The organism is Sciscionella marina DSM 45152 (assembly GCF_000379465.1).
GTDB classification, from domain to species: domain Bacteria; phylum Actinomycetota; class Actinomycetes; order Mycobacteriales; family Pseudonocardiaceae; genus Sciscionella; species Sciscionella marina.
Map to the genome: position 1 here is coordinate 1 of NZ_KB905425.1, position 17,681 is coordinate 17,681.

General features: G+C 66.8%; 17 protein-coding genes. 6 read left to right on the forward strand and 11 right to left on the reverse strand.

The genetic code is table 11. From position 1 onward, the window contains the following. The 3 genes from A37U_RS0133005 to A37U_RS0133015 form a co-directional block, all read left to right on the forward strand. Positions 1 to 946 (forward strand): transposase (locus A37U_RS0133005; RefSeq protein WP_020500942.1); only part of this gene is annotated, 946 nt, incomplete at its 5' end. A gap of 2,079 nt (positions 947 to 3,025) precedes the next feature. After that, the gene (locus tag A37U_RS0133010; protein WP_420806276.1) at positions 3,026 to 3,394 is read left to right on the forward strand and encodes a terminase gpP N-terminus-related DNA-binding protein; all 369 of its coding nucleotides are present in this window, start codon (positions 3,026 to 3,028) and stop codon (positions 3,392 to 3,394) included. Further along, positions 3,394 to 4,197, forward strand: a complete 804-nt coding sequence (locus A37U_RS0133015) for a DUF2637 domain-containing protein (RefSeq protein WP_026197859.1) — start codon at positions 3,394 to 3,396, stop codon at positions 4,195 to 4,197. Before A37U_RS0133010 ends, A37U_RS0133015 begins: the two co-directional genes overlap by 1 nt. Positions 4,198 to 4,210: 13 nt before the next feature. Here the strand turns inward: A37U_RS0133015 and A37U_RS0133020 are convergent, their stop codons facing one another. Then, a complete protein-coding gene (locus A37U_RS0133020) occupies positions 4,211 to 4,900 on the reverse strand; it encodes a TetR/AcrR family transcriptional regulator (RefSeq protein WP_020500944.1) in 690 nt (229 codons plus the stop codon). A gap of 78 nt (positions 4,901 to 4,978) precedes the next feature. On the opposite strand from A37U_RS0133020, the gene A37U_RS0133025 reads away from it, so the two are divergent. Then, positions 4,979 to 6,289, forward strand: coding sequence for a cytochrome P450 (locus tag A37U_RS0133025; RefSeq protein ID WP_157183178.1), 1,311 nt, complete (start codon positions 4,979 to 4,981; stop codon positions 6,287 to 6,289). A gap of 41 nt (positions 6,290 to 6,330) precedes the next feature. Then, positions 6,331 to 7,017 carry an organomercurial lyase gene (merB, locus tag A37U_RS0133030; RefSeq protein ID WP_020500946.1) on the forward strand — a complete coding sequence of 229 codons (687 nt, stop codon included), beginning with the start codon at positions 6,331 to 6,333 and terminating at the stop codon, positions 7,015 to 7,017. A 289-nt stretch (positions 7,018 to 7,306) separates the two neighbouring features. Here the strand turns inward: merB and A37U_RS0133035 are convergent, their stop codons facing one another. The 9 genes from A37U_RS0133035 to A37U_RS0133070 form a co-directional block, all read right to left on the reverse strand. Continuing rightward, positions 7,307 to 7,888 (reverse strand): hypothetical protein, encoded by a 582-nt coding sequence (locus A37U_RS0133035; protein WP_020500947.1) that lies wholly within the window; start codon positions 7,886 to 7,888, stop codon positions 7,307 to 7,309. A gap of 83 nt (positions 7,889 to 7,971) precedes the next feature. Then, the gene (locus tag A37U_RS0133040; protein WP_157183179.1) at positions 7,972 to 8,700 is read right to left on the reverse strand and encodes a hypothetical protein; all 729 of its coding nucleotides are present in this window, start codon (positions 8,698 to 8,700) and stop codon (positions 7,972 to 7,974) included. Between the two features lie 5 nt (positions 8,701 to 8,705). Further along, on the reverse strand, positions 8,706 to 9,014 hold the full coding sequence (locus A37U_RS52135) for a hypothetical protein (protein WP_157183180.1): 309 nt from the start codon (positions 9,012 to 9,014) through the stop codon (positions 8,706 to 8,708). Between the two features lie 108 nt (positions 9,015 to 9,122). Then, positions 9,123 to 10,160, reverse strand: coding sequence for a M56 family metallopeptidase (locus tag A37U_RS0133045; RefSeq protein WP_157183181.1), 1,038 nt, complete (start codon positions 10,158 to 10,160; stop codon positions 9,123 to 9,125). After that, on the reverse strand, positions 10,157 to 10,507 hold the full coding sequence (locus A37U_RS0133050) for a BlaI/MecI/CopY family transcriptional regulator (protein WP_020500950.1): 351 nt from the start codon (positions 10,505 to 10,507) through the stop codon (positions 10,157 to 10,159). The genes A37U_RS0133045 and A37U_RS0133050 overlap by 4 nt, the downstream gene beginning before the upstream one ends. A gap of 183 nt (positions 10,508 to 10,690) precedes the next feature. Beyond that, entirely contained in the window at positions 10,691 to 12,100 is a 1,410-nt protein-coding gene (merA, locus tag A37U_RS0133055) for a mercury(II) reductase (RefSeq protein WP_026197861.1), read from the reverse strand. Between the two features lie 116 nt (positions 12,101 to 12,216). Further along, entirely contained in the window at positions 12,217 to 13,125 is a 909-nt protein-coding gene (locus A37U_RS0133060; protein WP_020500952.1) for a cytochrome c biogenesis CcdA family protein, read from the reverse strand. Further along, complete coding sequence (locus A37U_RS46640) at positions 13,122 to 13,616, reverse strand: TlpA family protein disulfide reductase (RefSeq protein ID WP_157183182.1); 495 nt, start codon at positions 13,614 to 13,616, stop codon at positions 13,122 to 13,124. Before A37U_RS46640 ends, A37U_RS0133060 begins: the two co-directional genes overlap by 4 nt. Positions 13,617 to 13,722: 106 nt before the next feature. Further along, positions 13,723 to 14,085 carry an ArsR/SmtB family transcription factor gene (locus tag A37U_RS0133070; RefSeq protein ID WP_026197862.1) on the reverse strand — a complete coding sequence of 121 codons (363 nt, stop codon included), beginning with the start codon at positions 14,083 to 14,085 and terminating at the stop codon, positions 13,723 to 13,725. Positions 14,086 to 14,392: 307 nt separating this feature from the next. Between A37U_RS0133070 and A37U_RS0133075 the strand changes: the two genes are divergently transcribed. After that, complete coding sequence (locus tag A37U_RS0133075) at positions 14,393 to 16,237, forward strand: glycoside hydrolase family 15 protein (RefSeq protein ID WP_169526979.1); 1,845 nt, start codon at positions 14,393 to 14,395, stop codon at positions 16,235 to 16,237. Between the two features lie 24 nt (positions 16,238 to 16,261). Here A37U_RS0133075 and A37U_RS0133080 read toward each other — a convergent pair whose 3' ends face one another. Further along, positions 16,262 to 17,617: a dihydrolipoyl dehydrogenase family protein gene (locus tag A37U_RS0133080; protein ID WP_026197864.1), complete on the reverse strand. Its 1,356-nt coding sequence runs from the start codon at positions 17,615 to 17,617 to the stop codon at positions 16,262 to 16,264. Between the last annotated feature and the right edge of the window lie 64 nt (positions 17,618 to 17,681).

The following is a 17,681-nucleotide window of genomic DNA, read 5'->3' on the forward strand; positions in this document are numbered from 1 at the left end:
CAGCCCCGCCGGGCTGGTTCGGGCAGCGGAGTGGATCGTCACCCGAGCACTGGGCAGCCGTCTGGTTGCGGTCGAGTGCGTCAGCTCCTACGGGGCTGGCCTCGCTCGAGAACTGGGGGCTCGCGGAGAACACGTGTGCGAGGTCAAGCCTCCGAAACGCGCCGACCGCGCCGTCCACGGCAAGTCCGACCCGATCGACCCGATCGACGCGATCGCCGCTGCCCGAGCCGTGTTAGGCACCGATACCGACGAGCTACTCAACCCACGCGCTGAGGGGCTCCGTTCCGCGATGCAGGTCCTGCTGGTCGCCCGCCGCGCGATCAACAGCCGCCGCACCGCCGACCGCAACGCTCTTAACGCTCTGGTTCGCACCTACAACCTCGGCGTCGACGCCCGCAAGGCGCTAACCGAGGCTCAGGTGCGGACCATCGCCCGTTGGCGACACCGCTGCACCGATGCTCCCGCTGCGGCTACGATCCGCGAGGAAGCCCGACGGCTGGCTACCGCCGTGTTGACCGCGACCCGCGAACTCGAGCAGAATCGAGCTGCGCTCGAACGCCACGTTGATGAGCTCATGCCCGGCATGCTGAAGATCCACGCAGTCGGCCCGATTACTGCCGCGACGATCCTGACAGCTTGGTCCCACCGCGGCCGACTCAGGTCCGAAGCTGCCTTCGCGGCGCTCGCCGGCGCCGCGCCCCTGCCCGCGTCGTCTGGCAAAACGGTCCGCCATCGCCTCAGCCGCAGCGGCGACCGGCAGCTCAACATGGCTCTGGACGTCATCGCCCGCGTGCGCACTTCCCGCGACCCTGCCACTCGGAAATACGTCCAGCGCCGCACGACCGAAGGCCGCTCGCACCGCGAAATCCGTCGATGTCTCAAGCGCTACATCGCCCGCCAGCTCTACCGCCAAATGACGGCATTATCCGCACAGCCCGCAGACTAGAGTACAAATCTCGATCTTGCCTACTTGACTCGAGACATAGAAGCGTCAGGCCACCGAGGTGGGCCGGGTCGGCGTCGGCCACCCGCCACGGTCGGACAGTTCATAAGCAAGGCACCCACGGGGGCCACATTTGTCACGAGCCACAACCACAGCGAGACGACCGACGCCAACCCTGCCAGCCAGTCCCAGACCAGCCGCGTAAAGACTCACAGTTTGTCATTGAGCTTGCCCCACCTGCGCATGCACATCCCCAAGTCGCCGTCAAAATGTCGACACCATGTTGGATGCCGCGATTCTGCCTCGGAACCTGTCACCCAACGAGGCGAAACCGGTGACTGCGAGCGCCGAGTGTCGCTCAACTCGGCCCTGCCGTGCGCACCGTGGCACGATGACGCAGCGCACAACACTGGCTCATCCCACCATCGACAAACAGACTCGTGGAGCACCACCGCCGAAGCCACGAGCAGTTATCTACCTACGGGTGTCCACAACTCAACAGGTTAGGCGAGACCACGACGCCTGACCAACTGGTCGAAGGACGCGCCGGGAAAGTTCTCGAAACTCGGCTGATAGGTTTTCCGGATTGACCGGGCTGCTGAAAACTCCTAGTCCTATACCGCAACGATTCGCCATGTCTCGCCCACGCGAGCGCATACGACGTTGTCGCTGGCCAGGTCGGCATGCACCAACGAACAACTCCTTGCGAGAGCCTCGACACTACCGACGTTGTCACCAACCAGATGCCAAAACCAGGATCGTGCCGAGGCCGACAGTGCCTGACCGCGCTCCGTCCTGAACAAGCGGCCATGAGCGTGGCAACGTACCCCTTCTGCAAGAAAGCGTTCCCGCGGCTCAATGTCGAGGTTGGTCGTCAACCCATCCCGGCTCGGAAACTCGATCGTCGCCAAGCTAACGACGATTCGACCTAATTCCCACCCGAGGCCACCTGCTTCGTCACCGGAGTGTTCAACCGCGGTACCAAGGTCGACGCCCTCAATCCATTGTGACACCGATACCGGGTACGACCTTGCTCCCATCTGTGTCTGCGAACACCAACTGTGGAACCGGTAAACGTGCGGCGAGCATCTGACCAAGTCGCGCCTCGAACTCCACAGATCCTCGATCGCGTAGCGGCACTCGTACCGCCAGATCGGCATGCTCGGTCCTCGCGCGGTAGACACGACGGTTCGGCCCATTCCGGACGAGCTGTACAACCTGGCCCTGCCCCTGTGCCAACGATCAGCGTCCCCACCGCGATCTTGCGGGCACCACCTTCATCCATTGTTGACTCCCGCTTTTGTCCCGGGACGATGAACTCTGCAACCGTGCCCTGCATGCGCGGGGGCGCCATCATGACCCACCACCGAACTCGCCCTGATCACCGATTGACGCACCCGACACAAGGACAGCCATTCGACATGGTGATCCCGATGGACGCCGACTACAGCTCCATGTGGAAGCCTTCCGGGGCACTGTATCGACGTGAATGCCGAAGAATTAGAAAGACCACCCAACTGCCCCACGGGTAATTCTTACCGTGGTCTGTCGGGACCGCCCTCCACGTTCGGCGCCCCAGGAGTGGTCAGCACCTCGACCCCCGTTTGGATGACTTTCAGCGGATGCCTCTGCGGAGCAGCGCCGATCGGCCTAACCTCACCGTTGTTCTGACAGTGCCTGGCTCAATGACAATGAGGCGGTTATGAAGGCGAAGAAGGGACACAAGCGGACCGTGCGCCGATCCGATTCACTTCACCTTTCCGTCCACGGAGAACGACACGATCCTCCAGACGCCAGCAAAATCGCAAGAGTCCTCATCGACCTAGCGCAAACACCTGAGAACGAACCCGAGGCGGCGGACAAAGCGACTCGCCTCTCCACTGAGGGACCGTCGAAAATAACACCTAGTAACGAGAACCAGGCACATTAGGTGATGTAGAACCCGAATTTGGGTCGCTGACCTGTATCTTCGCCGCTGTTCAGTACGAACAGCGATACCACACGCTGTAAAAACAGCAGGTCACTAGGCTTACAACCCTTATTGTGGACCTAACGCTAAAGCATACGAACCACCACGACCTACTGGTCGAAGGTCCAGAAATCCAGGTCAGCCCCGTAGACGGGCTCGCTCAACAACTCGATGACGATCAGGTCCAGAAGCTGATCGAGGGCTACACGTCCGGTGCGACCGTCTACGAGCTGGGTGACCAGTTCGGCATCGAGCGCCGCACCGTGTCCACGATTCTGCATCGCCACAGGGTCCCGATGCGCCGTCGCGGCCTGTCCACCGAGCAGATCGACGACGCCGTCCGGCTCTACCACCAGGGCTGGTCACTGGCCCGGATCGCCGGACGCATGGACGTGGCCGCAGGCACCGTGCGCCAACGCCTGCACGAGCGGGGCGTCACGATGCGCGACACCCACGGGCAGCCCCGGGAAGGTGCAGTCTGATGCGCACCGAGCCAGCCACATCCCGCCCCGCCCCTGATCGATCACTACATCTGCAGTGCGCCTGCACGCTGTTGGTGGCCCTGGGCGCGGCCTACGTCTCCTACCGACACGGCCGCGACTTCGCCCTGCGGTTCGGTGCCGACGAGACCACCGCAACCCTCTGGCCGCTCATTGTCGACGGGTTGTTGACCATGGCGACCATCGAACTGTGGAAGACCGGCCACCGCTATAGCGCCACCGGGCAATGGAAGGCATGGTTGTCGTTCGCCCTCGGGATCGGGTTGTCGCTGTGCGCCAACATCGCCTCCGCACCCGAACTGAACGCCTTCTCCATCGCCGTGGCCGCCTGCCCACCGCTAGCGCTGCTGCTGTCGGTCGAACTACTCAACCAGGCCCTCAAACGCCGCCGCGCGGAGACGACAAGCGGCACCGTTTCCGAGTCCGACGAAGCCGGATCAGCGCAGCCTGATTCGATGGTCTCGGGCGGGTCCAGCCCGGCACTGGAGGCTCACGAGGAGGCTGAGGATGTGCCAGCATTGCGCACGGTCGTGAACAACATGCCCGGTCACAGCACCAACAGCGCCGAGGCTGACTCAGAGCCACCGCACGGTGAGGATGCTGATCCGCTGCGCGAGCAGGCATACCGGCTCGACGCCGAACACTGGAACCTCTACCAGCGCCCGATCTCAGCCGACACACTCCGCCGAGAACTCAGCATCGGCTCGAAACGAGCCCGTGCCCTCACCCGCCACATCCGCCAGCGCCGCAGGCCGGGAACGTCCTTGTTAGCGGCGGCCGACTGAGTCATGTGCCGGTTCAGCGATGGCTGGCCGTGGCAGCTTCTTCGAGGTAGGCGTCGAGGCCGCGGATCATGAGGTCGAGGCCGATGTCGAATTGGGCGTTCATGTCGCATTCGCCGCAGACCAACAGCGCGGTGCGCACTAGGTCGTCGGGGGCTTGCGGGGACAGCATGTTGGTGATGCGGCGAATCCGGGTCACCTCGTCGTCGCCGTCCTCGGAGTCGGGGTAGGCCAGTTCGGCGAGGGCGTAGCCGATGGCGTACGGGAAGATTGTGCGCAGCAAGGCCACCGCGCATTGTTCGGGGACGCGGCTGTCGCGCATCACGGCCAGCAGGGCGTCGAAGATCTCCAGCGGGCGCTGGAGGATGGTCTGCCTGCTGGTCAGCAGCGACGCGGCGCGCGGATGCCGGTGGACGAGATCGCGCAGCGCCGCCGCGAGCCGCTTGATGGCCTCCCGCCAGTCAGCGCTGGCCGGTTCGATGGGGATCTGCGCCCACAGCTGCTCGACGATCCCGTCGAGCAGGTCGTCCTTATTGGCCACGTGTTTGTACAGGGACATGGCTTTCACACCGAGTTCCGCGCCGAGTTTGTGCATGCTCAGCGCTTCCAGCCCGTGCTCGTCGACGTAGCGCACCGCGCCGGACAGCACGTAGTCGCGGGTCAGGGGTGCCCGGGTCTGTTCACTACTCGCCATCGCCACAGCCATAGCTTACATCGTACCCCTTGACAGTATATGTTGTAAGTCTATTCTGGCTTATACCATAAGCCTGCGTTGGAGGCGATGATGACGACGTTCACCGATTCCCAGATCCCTCCCGCCCTGTCCGACGTCGACCCGGAACTGCACCACGCGCTGACCGGTGGCGAGATCGCGAGCACGGCCGACCCCTACCCGCTCTATCGGAAGCTGCGGGGCGACTACCCGGTCGCGGACATCTCCGGCGCCGTGTGGGTGTTCCGCTACGACGACGTGGCCACCGTGCTGCAGCACCCGGACATGTCCACCGACGACCGCAACTCGGCTGCACACCAGACCCAGCAGGCGCAAGGCGCGCTGTCGGCGCCGTATCTGGCGCAACTGGATGATCAGTCGTTCCTGCACCGTGATCCGCCGGAGCACACCCGGCTGCGCAAGCTGGTCGCGAAGGGCTTCACCCCCCGACGGGTCGAAGCCCTGCGCGGATTCATCCAGCGCTTCGTCGAGGACGTGCTCGACGAAGCCATCCGGCGCGGCGGACTCGATGTCGTGGCCGAGCTGGCCTACCCGTTGCCGATCGCGGTGATCTGCGAGCTGATCGGCATTCCCGACACCGACCGCGCGTTCGTCGCCTCGTGGCCGCGCACCCAGCTGTGTTGTTCGTTCGAGTCCGGCAGCCTCAAGGCAGCCGCTGAGCTGGACCAGGCCGGCGGGGAGTCCCGACAGGTCGAGGCCGACCGGCTGCAGCAGCAGTTGCGGGACTACTTCGGCTGGCTGATCGACCATCGCCGCGACAATCCGGGTAAAGATCTGGTGTCCGCGCTGCTGGCGGCCGAGGCCGACGGCGGACAGCTGTCGATCGAGGAGATCAACGCCACGCTGCGGTTGCTGTTCGTCGCCGGTTACGAGAACGCGGTCAACCTCCTCGGCCACGGCACGCTGGCCCTGCTGCGTCATCCCGACCAGTGGGTCGCGCTGCGCGACGACCCGACCTTGGCCGCGGGCGCGGTCGACGAGGTGCTGCGTTACGACGCCCCGTTCCAGTTCACCCGGCGGGTCGCGCTGACCGACGTCGACCTCGGCGGCTACCGGATCACCCGTGGCCGACATGTGCTGGCCTTCATCGCCGCCGCCAACCGCGATCCCGCGCACTTCGACGACCCGGACCGCTTCGACATCCACCGCACCGGCACCCGGCACCTGGCCTTCGGCAGCGGCATCCACGCCTGCCTCGGCGGGCCACTGGCCCGGATGCAGGCCGAGATCACCTTCACAACCCTGACCCAGCGCCTGGTCAACCCGCGCCTGGCGGCCGATCCGCCCCGCTACCGCCCCGACGTGTTCCGGTCCCTGGAGTCCCTGTCGATCAACCTCAGCCGCACCCCGGCCGCAGCCTGAGCCTCACCCCGTACACGACCACACAGAAAGGTGCCGGTGTCATGAATCAGCACACCACCAACGAGGAGTTCTGGGCGACGTGGCGCAGGCTGCTCACGCGGTTCGGGCAACGCGGAGAGATCAGCGTCGGGCTGCAGCTGGCCCGGCTGACGGCCCTCGGCGAGCACCCGGTTTCGGTCGGACGCCTGGCCGCCGCGGTGGGCCGGTCGGTCGAGGAGACGGTCACGTTGGCCCAGCAGGGACCCGGCGCGCACTGGGTCCGCGTCCAGGATGGGCAGATCACGCTGGATCTGTCCCAGCACACCGGCATGCTGCGGCGCCGGCTCCGGATCGGGCAGCGCAGCTTCCCGGTCAGCGGATGCGCCCCCGACGTGCTGTTGTGGGCGGCCGTGCTCGACCAACCGCTCACCATCGAGGAAACTTGCCCCGCCACGGGCACGCCGATCCGCGTGGACCTCACCCCGGACGGCGTGGCCGCCCTCGACCCGGAGCAGGCGGTCGTGGTCTACCCCGCGCCACCAGCATTCGACGAGGTGGTCGGCATGCCCGCCGACGAGATCGACGCGACCATCTGCTCCCAAGGGCCGCTGTTCGCCTCCGCCGAGGCCGCCCGCGACTGGGTCAACGACCACCCCGGGGTGCGCACGTTCGGTATCCGCGACGCCTACGACCACCAGCGCGACATCGCCCACGAACTGCTGGACCTGGCCGCCCCCGCCACGCACTGATCCGGTCTACCAGCCCGTGTCGCGCCACCGATGCCGGTGCCGCGACACGGGCTATGGGCCTCAATGCTCGGTGGCTTTCCCAGGGCCACAGCAGTCCATCCATCCGCCGACACCTGGCACGCCCCATTTGGGTCACTGCGTTGGGCAGCGAAGTCGCGGTGTCGGCCTTCCCGAGGGACTGATGCTTGCACTCGGATTCAGCCCCAACCGTGCGCGCCGCCAGCAGCACTCACCGCTGCGACGTTCTGGTTCGCTTCGCCTTGGCGGGGCCTGACATCGCGACGAATCCTTAGCAGCACTGGTCCGCAGAAGTTGTGCCGCTGGGCGTTCGGGCGATACGGCGGAGCGTCCACCAGCCCGTGATGGCGAACAGCACGAGGATGGCAGTCAGGATGGCGAACTTGTAAGGGGCGATGGCCTTCATCGTGGCCGTGGCACCGCTGGCGCCGATACCGAACACCGCCAGCACGGCTGGGAGCACGGGGGTGCAGCACAGGCTGGGGATCAAGCTGACGAGGAATCCCGCCCCGCCCAGGGCGCCGCGTCCGCCAGCGGCACGGCGGACTGCGGCGGCTCGTCGTACCGAGTACACCTGCAGGGTGACCACGGTGGCGAGCCCGAGTGCGAGCACCATGCTGAAAGTCAGCAGCGGGCCGCTGAGCACGGTGATGTTGGCCGGACCGAGTTGTCCATTGGCTTCCTCGGATGGCAAGACGCTGCCGTAGACGAGGAAGGCAACCACAGCAGTCGAGGCGAAAACGGCCTGCGAGGTCCGATCACGTGCTGTGGATGCCAGCACCGCCTTGGCGGTGGTCGACGGCTGCGGATCGACGTCGGGTGTGGTGCGCTGCGACTGCGCAGGCTCGGGCATCGTCAATTGCTCCTTTTCGTGTGTAAGTAAGCGAGCGTCGTTTCGTTCGCAGGTGGGTATGGGCGCATAACAGTGGCCCCACATCAGCGCCGGCGTGTCACCAGCGTGCTGAGCAGGCCGCGGTGGCGGGCGAAGTTGCACATGATGACGCCGAGGGCCAGCCCCATGGCGGCGTGTGCCAGAGCCGTGTCGAGGAAGTAACCGTTGAACAGCGTGCCGAACTTCGCCATCCCGAATGGTCCGAACTTGGCGGCCATCGGGGGCAGGGTCATCATGCCGGTCTCGACGAACAGCACGGCGAACAGTACTGGGCCCCACCAGGGTGTACGTCCGAACAGGATCGAGTAGACCAGTCCGAAGCTGATCCCGTTGAACAGATGGTAGGTCGCGCCCAGGGTGTAGCTGATTGCCGTGGGTTTGGCCATGGCGGGCGCGGCAGTGATCATGTTGCCGAACATGGTGATCGAGTCCGGCAATACGCCCAGGTGCACCCCGGCGGTGCGCACCATGTCCAACGCTAGGGTCAACACGATCCCACCGACGATGCCGAGCCATAGCCGGTGGAACAGGCGTTCCATCCCGACGTGACGGGCGTACAGCAGGATGCCGGCCACGAGGGCCATCGCGGGGACATCCACTGTCCAGAACAGCAGTGGCATCGGCGCCACCTTTGCCGAGGCGGCCACAATCAGCAGCGACGACAGACCCCCGGCCACGAGGGCCAGCAGTGTTAGTACCACCTCGCGGGGCGAGCCGAGGTCGGTGTTGGCGGTTGGTGCAGCAGCGGAGTGAGCGTGCTCGGGCGAGGACATCGTCATCACCCCTGCCCACGATCACGTTGCCGGGGCGGGCAACAGTGCGGGTCGGCGCTGTCCTGTCGGCGGTGGTGTCGCTGCCATACGAGCGCTACGACGGCCACGAGCGCCAGCACTGCGCTACCGATCACCCACGGGTTGCCCAGCCACGCGCCGACCGCTCCCAATGCCCCCGCAGCGAGCAGGGCCGGGGCAGCGCAACACAACACCAGCAGACCCAGCGCACCGGCGGCCCACCAGCCGGACGCCTGATCGGACTTCCGCTCGGGGGTATCTCGCCGTTTGTCCGACGGGGATTGCGAAAGGTTCATCGGGTGTCCCTTTCAGGGGAGGGGATTGCCTGGATGTCCTCGGCCTGACCGGAGTGGTCATTGCGAGCCAGCCGGCGTCTCACGCACCCGATCCTACTACATATTTGTCTATCCGACTACGTTGGGGCCAGGTGCACGGCGCGGGCCAGCGCCGCGGTGATTCCATGGCCATACCGGTCGCAGTCCGATCCCGACCAGCACGGTCAGGCATAGCGCGACCCCGGTGAAAGCGGGATTGCCGACCGCGAGCGTGCAGGCGCTCCAGGCGAGCCCGGTGGCTAGCGTGAGTGCGACGAGGGCCACGCTTGTGTCGGCACGGCAAGTACTCGACTGGGGGTGCTGGAGGCGTGCGAGCCGATAGCTCAGATGGTCGCGGTCGGCGAACTCGGCCGTCGTGCCGTGAGTGCCGCCGACGTGGGCGAGGCCGATGCGGGCCAGGGCCGACAGCACCGGCGCGGTGCCGACCTGACGGGCGGCCTCGTCATCGGCGGCGGCCTCCAGTTCCCGCCGCAACCCGCACCAGGCGCGACGCACCAGTGGGAGAAACCCGTAGGCGCGGGTGATCGCGGCGGCGATCAGCAGCAACCGGGGATGTCCCAGCCGCACGTGCGCTGCCTCGTGTTCACAGACCGCCTCCTGCTCGGTCGGCCCCAGTAGGGCGAGCAGTCCGCTGGTCACTACGGCCTCCGGGTGGCGCCAACCGGAGGTATGGGCGGCAACGGGCTCGGCGGGCAGCACCCACACCGAGCCACCCCCGGCCACATACCGTCGTGTGGCGCGGGCTCGCACCATGGGACCGAGTTCGGTGCGGTCGGCCGCGGCCACCACGCGCTTGCCCTGGAGCACCACTGGGACGATCACGCCCAGGATGGCCACGGCCAGGCCAGCCGTCAGCGGAGCCGATGCCAGGAGGTGGACTGACCACCCACAGCCCACGGGAGACCCGGTGACCGCGTTCGCCAGCGCGGCACCGGAACAGATCAGCCCTGCGACGGGCAGCAGCGCCAGCCCCACAAGCCCGATCAAGTAGGTCATCGCCCGCAGGCGCGGCGACGCGTGCCGCCGAGCCCAGTCCGACCGCAGCACCAGCAGTACCGCCGCCGCAGCCGCGCCCAAGGCCAGTCCGCCCACACCCCACGGCGTCACGGCCGATCCGTCCGATCGAGCACCGCCCGCAGCTCAGCCACCAGCGCGGGGTCGTCGACGCTTTCGATCAGATGAGCCAATACTGCCTGCCGATCCTGCGCCGAGGACAGCAGCCCCTCAATTGCCTGGGCGGTCAGCTCATCGAGGTCCCCGGCGGCGCGGTAGCGGATGCTGCGTCCCTCGGAGACGCGTTCAACGAGTTGTTTGTCGACTAAGCGTTTCAGTACGGTCATCAACGTCGTGTAACCCAGCGACGGACGAGCCAGCCGTTCGAGCAATTCTCGTCCGGTTACCGGCTGCGGTTCGTTCCACAGCTGTTGCAGCACCGCAGCTTCCAAGTCGCCCACCCGGCGACCCGCGATTATTCGCCGAACCATTCCGCACCTCCTCGCTGATCGCACTGCGCAGCAGGGATCGATCCGTACCCGGGGCGAGCTGCGCCCCTACCCCGCAAGGTACGACAATATTGTCGTAACGGGGCAACGCCGCAGGCCCTGACGTCACCCATGCCGCGCCGCGAGGGACGCGGGTCAGGCAGCGCAGCAGGAGAGTTTGGCGACGTCGCGGGTGAAGGTTTGGGCGGCGAGCTTGAGGGCTTCACCCATGGTCAGGTACGGGGTCCACTGTTGGGCCATCTGCTGGACGGTCATGTGATTGGCCAGGACGTACACGGCGATCGTGATGACGTCCCCGGCCCCCTCAGCAAGCACATGCGCACCGAGTAGGCGCCCTGTGTTTGCCTCCGCGACGAGCTTGACCAGACCGCGGGTGTCCCGGTTGACCACGGCACGGGGCACCGCGTCCATGTCGAGGACCCGGGTGTCGACCGCCAGCCCCTGCTCGCGAGCTTGGGCTTCGGTGAGCCCAACTCCGGCGATGCTGGGGCTGGTGAAGGTCACCCGTGGCAGGGTGCGGTAATCCAGCGTCCGCCCGGCATCGCCGAAGGCGTTGTCGACCACGAGGCCACCGTGTGCGCTGGCTACGTAGACGAACTGCTCGCTGCCGACGACGTCGCCGGCGGCCCAGATTCGCGGGTTGCTGGTGCGCAGCTGCTCATCGACCAGGATCTCGCCACGCTCGCCGAGCTTGACTTCGACGTGTTCCAGGCCGAGCCCCGCGGTGACCGGCCGCCGCCCGGTCGCCACGAGCAGTTGCTCCGCGCGAACCTCGCGCCGCCCATCCGGACTGTCCACAGTCGCGACGACACCGTCGTTTTGCCGGCGCAATGCGGCAATCCGGGACTCGCGGTGGACGGTGATGCCTTCGTCGGCGAACACGCCCTCCAGGGCCTGGCTGACCTCGGGCTCTTCTGCAGAGGCCAGTTGCGAGCGGGCGATCACCGTGACCTGCGTGCCCAGGCGGGCGAACAGTTGTGCCTGCTCCAGGCCGATATAGCCGCCACCGAGCACGAGCATGGACTTCGGCAGCCGCTCCAGCTCCAGCGCGGTCGTCGAGGAGAGGTAGCCGACCTCGGTGATCCCCGGAATCGGTGGTGCCCACGGCGTGGAGCCCGTGGCCACGAGGTAGTGCTCGGCGTCCACTCGGGTCGTACCGCCCTCGGCGAGGTCCACCTCCAGCGCGGGCCCATCGACGAAATGCGCGTGCCCGGCCAGGATCTCCCATCCGTATTCGGATGCCAGGTCGGTGTACTTCTCCGCTCGCATGCCGGCGGCCAGGTCGTGCGTGGCGCTCAGAAGTTCGGTGAAGGCCACCTCGTCCGCGCTGGCACGCACGCCGGGAAACCGCTCGGCCGACAGCGCGACGTGGCGCGCCTCGGCAGCGGCCAGCAACGCCTTGGACGGCACGCAGCCGGTGTTCACACACGTCCCGCCGACCGTGCCGCGTTCGATCATCACCACCGAGCGGTTCTCCCGCCGTGCGGCGATCGCCGCCGCGAACGCAGCGCCACCCGAGCCCACGATTGCCAGGTCGAACATCATGACCACACCCTCCATATCGTCATATCCGCTTACGCGAATTTATCATCGCTACGTGGACTACGGCTGCAATCCATCCGAGTGGCCTGTCACACCCGATCCGCCCGGACCCATCGTGATCAGCGGGGATGGGCGTCCTGCTCGTCCCTCGCTGTCTCGTCCGCGGAGGAGGCCGCTGCGCAGCAGTCTTCGCCAGGCGAAGGCGTACGCCGTGTCCGGGAGACCAGCGCGGCCGTCGTGGCCACGGCCAGCAGGACAAGTGCGGTGAGGGCGACGGCGAACTGATGGCCGGAGATCCACTGCGACAGTGCCGCGGTCACAGTGGTGAGCACGCTTTGGCTCGGGTTGCCGCCGGTCAGCAACGGCGGGAGCCAGTAGGCTACGAGGTAGCCGCCGGAGAGCACGAGGACGGCGCCAGCGATGCGGGAGGCATACGGCAGCACCCGTCGCACCACCCGAGTGAGCAGGTCGCTGGCGAATGCCGCGCCCACCGACAGTGTCAGCAGCAGCGTGGCCGATCCGGCTGCGTAGGCGGCGAAGACCACGAGGACCCCGGCGAGGTTGGAGCTGGCCAGTGCCTGTGTGATCACGGCCAGCAGCACCGCCAGGGTGCACGAGGCCGAGGCCACCGCGTAGCCGGCGCCGAAGGCAACCAGCCCGCGTCGTCCTCGTTTCGGTGCGGCCGAGCCCGTCGGCAGCCGTACCGACAGCTGCCACCCGGCCAGCATCGCCAGGCCCACGACTGCGAGCACGGCACCAACCAGTACGGCCAGCCACGGCACCACGCCGACCAGCGAGCGCATCCCGAGCGCCAACAGCACCCCGAGCACGGTGAACGTGCCGGCGAACCCGACCGTCAACGCAGCCCCAGCACGCAACCCGCCCAGTACCCGGACCGCTGTGCCTCGCGGCTCCTGCTCGCTGCCCAGGACGTACGCCAGGAACGCCGGGAGCACGGCGAACCCGCAGGGGTTGATCGGGGCCAGCAGACCGGCGCCGAGGGCCAGGGCGAGCAATCCCGTCGTCATGACGCCGCCTTGTCCAGCGCGGCGGTGATCTGCTCAGGGGGTGGGTCGACCCCGCGGAAGACCTCGCGCCCCGAGCTGTCCAGCACGACTGCGGTGCTTACCTGCGTGAGCCGGTAGGCGCTGGTCAACCGGGCGTCCGTGTCCTTGGCCACGGCCAGGTTGGTGGCCTGGTTCTGCTCCAGGAACGGGCGGATGATCTCCTCCGTTTCGCTGGGGGCCACGTCCACGGCGACGTAGTGGGCGGCTTCGGGCGCGCGTTGCTGCGCCTGCGCCACCGCACGGGCGCCAGCCCCGCAGTCCCCGCAGCTGGCGGTGAAGAAGAACAGCACGCTCGGCTTGCCGCCGCCAGGCACCGTCACCGACTGTCCGGAGGCGGTCTGCGCTGTGACGGTCGGGCCGCTCGCCGCTGAGGTCGTGTTGCGCTGCTGGGATGGTGCGAACGCGAAGTAGCCCACCGTGGCTACCGCAGCCAAGGCCACCACCACGGCCACGATCACGGACGCTGGCCGCAGGTACCACGGTGTCGTTGTTGAAGGATGCGACACAGTTCTCTCCTCGGAAGATGAAAAGGGACTGCCCCTGCCCAGATGCGCCCGGTCACGGGGCGTCATCGATGCGCATACAGTTGGCCAGGGCGGCCGCGTTGTCCGCGGCCAACGCGCGGGCCGCCAGTACGAGGTCGGCGACCCGCGGATCGCTCACCCGGTAGTACGCGAAGCGTCCCTCGCGGCGCAGCACCACGTACCCGCAGTCGGCCAGGCACGCCAGATGACTGGAGACCCGGCCCTGGGACAGGCCGATGTGCTCAACGCATTCGGAGACGGTGTGCTCGCCATCCACCAGGAGCTCCAGCAGCCGCAGCCGCATCGGATCGCCCAGGGCGCGAAAGAACTTCGCCACCACGGCCACTCCGTCGTCTTCCGCAGGCAACAGCGCTGCTGGCTTCCCCGGTCGGGTCATGTCAACTCCACGCTTCCATGTATTCGGATAGGCGAATGTCAGACTAGCATCACCATCGGGAGGATCAACGTCGGCCGTCCGCCCAATGCGGGACGCCAGGAGCAGAAGGTTCGCGTGCGCCGGACGAACGGCAACAAGCGCACAGGTGCGCACGATCAAACCTTGCCTCCCGGGCAGCATTCCTGCGGACTGCGCAGCAGGAGTTGCGCGCGCGGACGTGTCAGTTAGGTTGACGGTGTGCTGTATTCGCCTACGCGAATGTTTCCCGGTGCGGTGTGAGGTTCGGGGTATGAGGACGTATCCACTGTTGGAGTCGCTGGCTGCCGTCGGCGATGGGCACTCTCTGGCTCTGTTATCTCCGGGCGGGGAGGTCGCGTGGTGGTGCCCGTCGCGGTTCGACGCCGACCCGGTGGTCTGGCCGCTGCTCGACACCGTCCGGGGCGGGCGGCTAGCCCTTGCCCCCGAAGAATCCTCTGAAGCGCACATGCGCTACGAGCCGGATACCGCCGTGGTCGTTTACGAGTGGGCTACGCCGACTGGAGCCGTACGGGTACGTGTCGGGATGGCGTGGCCGCAGCCGCTGGATGGCCAGCAACTGGTGTGGAACGTGGAAGGTCTGCACGGGCAAGTCGCGCTGGCGTTCGCGTTCGAGCCGCGCCCCGAGTTCGGCCGCAACGACTGGGTGGCCGAGAGAGGACGCGATGACGTCGCTGTCGCAGCAGGCGCGCACGAGCTGCGGGTCCACGTCCCAGGGAGCATTGAGGTTCACGACCATGGTCTCGCCGGGCGGTTCACGGTCGCCGCCGACGAGCAAACCGGATTGCGGGTTCGGGTGGCCGAAACTTGCCGCGGAGAAGCACCTCCCGGTGCCGACGACACCTTCTGCGCGCCGCTGGGGCACGACCACGGGCCAACAGCCGCGGAGGCATCGGCGAAAGACCTCGTGGCGGCGACCGAAGCGGCATGGCAGAACTGGAGCAGCGGACTGGTTTTTGACGGTCCACGGCGCGATCTGGTGGTGCGTAGTGCGATCATGCTCAAGCTGCTTACCTACGCACCGACCGGTGCGGTGATCGCTGCGGGCACGACCTCGCTGCCGGAAGAAGTCGGCGGGGTGCGCAACTGGGATTACCGATGCACGTGGCTTCGCGATGCCGGGTTCACCCTCAACAGCCTGTATGCCTTGGGATGCCGCCACGAAGCCCACGCATACGCCCGGTGGCTGTGCCGAACCACCCATCGAGCGGCACTGCCGCTCAAGCCCCTGTACAGCGTCGACGGCTCTACCGAACTCACTGAGCGGGAGATCGGCCACGTCGAGGGTTACCGAGGCTCCCGGCCCGTACGGGTCGGCAACGCCGCCGAGGGGCAGCTCCAACTGGATACCTACGGAGAACTCCTGGATTGTCTGGCCATCTGCGAGGTCATGGCCGACGACGTGATGCGGCAACGCTGGCCGGTGTTTCGGCGATTGGTCGACTTCGTCGCCGACAACTGGCCGCACCCGGATCACGGCATATGGGAGGTCCGCGACCACCCCCGCCACTTCGTACACTCGAAGGCCCAAGCCTGGGTCGCGCTCGACCGCGGCATCCGGTTGGCCCGTCGATATGGCCTCGACGGTGACACCGACCGGTGGCAGCAGGAAGCCACCGCACTGCGCAACGACATTTTCCGCAACGGGGTCCGCGACGATGGCGCGTTCATGCGCGCCTACGGCGAGCCGACGACCGACGCGGCCTTGCTCACGCTGTCCTCGATCGGGTTCATCGAAGGCAACACTGCGGAGATGGTGGCCACTATCGACGCGGTCGTCGACGAACTCACACCGCCGACAGCTCGCACACCCGGTCTACTGTGGAGGTACCCGCCGACCGACAGCGACGGCCTTCCCGGCGGGGAAGGCACTTTCACCCTCTGCAGCTTGTGGCTCGTCTCCGCGCTCGCACTGGCAGGACGCACCACCGAGGCCCGCGACATCTTCGAGGGACTGTGCCAGCACGCTGGATACCTGGGCCTGTTCTCCGAAGAACTCGACCCCACGACGGGTATGCACCTGGGCAACACTCCCCAAGCGTTTACCCACATCGGCCTGATCAACGCCGCCCTGCACCGATCGCGTCAACCCGCACGCCATCCCCACCCGACCTGACGCCACCAACCGACGCCAGCGCACTCAGATGTCCAGTTGTTCCAGGGCTTTGAGATATGCCTCGCTGTAGGTAGGGAATTGCGCGATGCCGTCGAGCAGCGTGCTGATCGGAATACGGGCACGGATGGCCAGCGCGGCTTCGTGAATCCACTCGCCGGCCTGCGGCGCCACGGCCCAGGCACCGACGAGAACGCGGTGGGCACGATCGGCGACGAGCCCGAGGCTGCCTTGCGGGTCCTGCTCGTAGGTCCATGGGCGCGCCAGGACTGCCGTGAGGTCGAGTTCCGTGGTGACGACATCGAAGCCGCGCTGGCGGGCTTGATCAGCAGTGAGACCGACGGCGGCAATCTCGGGCTGGGCAAACACCACCCGGGGGATGGCCGTGTAGTCGGCACTGCGAGTCCTGCCCAGGATCGTGTCGGCCACCACCCGTGCCTGGTACTGGGCCACGTGGGTGAACAGGGCGATCCCGGTCAGGTCGCCGAGTGCCCAAAGGCCGTCGGCAACCTGGCAGTGCTCGCCGATGTCCAGCCCACCGTGTTGATTGGTCTCAATTCCTGCGCTATCGAGGCCGAGCCCGCTCGTACGGGGCCGGCGGCCAGCGCCGAGCACGATGACGTCCGTACGAACGGTGGTGCCGTCGTCGAGTTCAACTATGGTGTCCGAGCCCTCGCGCCGCGCGGCGGTGGCTTGACAGTCGAGTCGGATGTCGATGCCGTCCTTGCCGAGTTGTGTCGCGACCAGCTCTCCGACACGAGGGTCTTCGCGATCGAGTACTTGGGGACCACGCTGGACGAGCGTGACGTTGGCGCCCATGCGGGCCAGGAACTGTCCCAGTTCTACCCCCACGGCACTGGCACCGATCATGACAACACGATCGGGAATCTCGCGCAGCGTCGTTGCCTCGCGGTTGGTCCACACTGGAACGTCATCGAGGCCATCGATCGGCGGACGGGCAGGTTCAGACCCGGTCGCGAGCACGACGTGCTCGGTGGTGAAGTGTTCATCACCGATTTGGACTCGCCACGGATCGCGTCCGGCGATCCGAGCGGAATCCTTGAAGACCGTGGCTCCCTGGTTCTGGTAGCCGGTGATCTGGGCGGCGTCATCGAGATGCCGGATCATGTAGTCGCGGTAGTCGCGGATGGCTGCCCAATCTTGCTCCGGTGTGGAAAGTCCTGCGGCATGTCCTGCTTCGGCGCGCGCCTCGGGTGGTCGCAGCAGTGTTTTGGAGGGAATGCATGCCCAGTAGGCACATTCCCCACCGATCAGTTCGCGTTCGACCACGGCCACACGACGTCCACCGGACAACAGTCGCGAGGCAGCCGTCTCCCCTCCAGGTCCCGCACCAATCACGATCACGTCGAAGTCGGTCGTCACCAGCAAGTCTCCTCACATGCCGCCTTGCTCACCGCATTACCAGTTCCTACGGGGTCCACCGCCG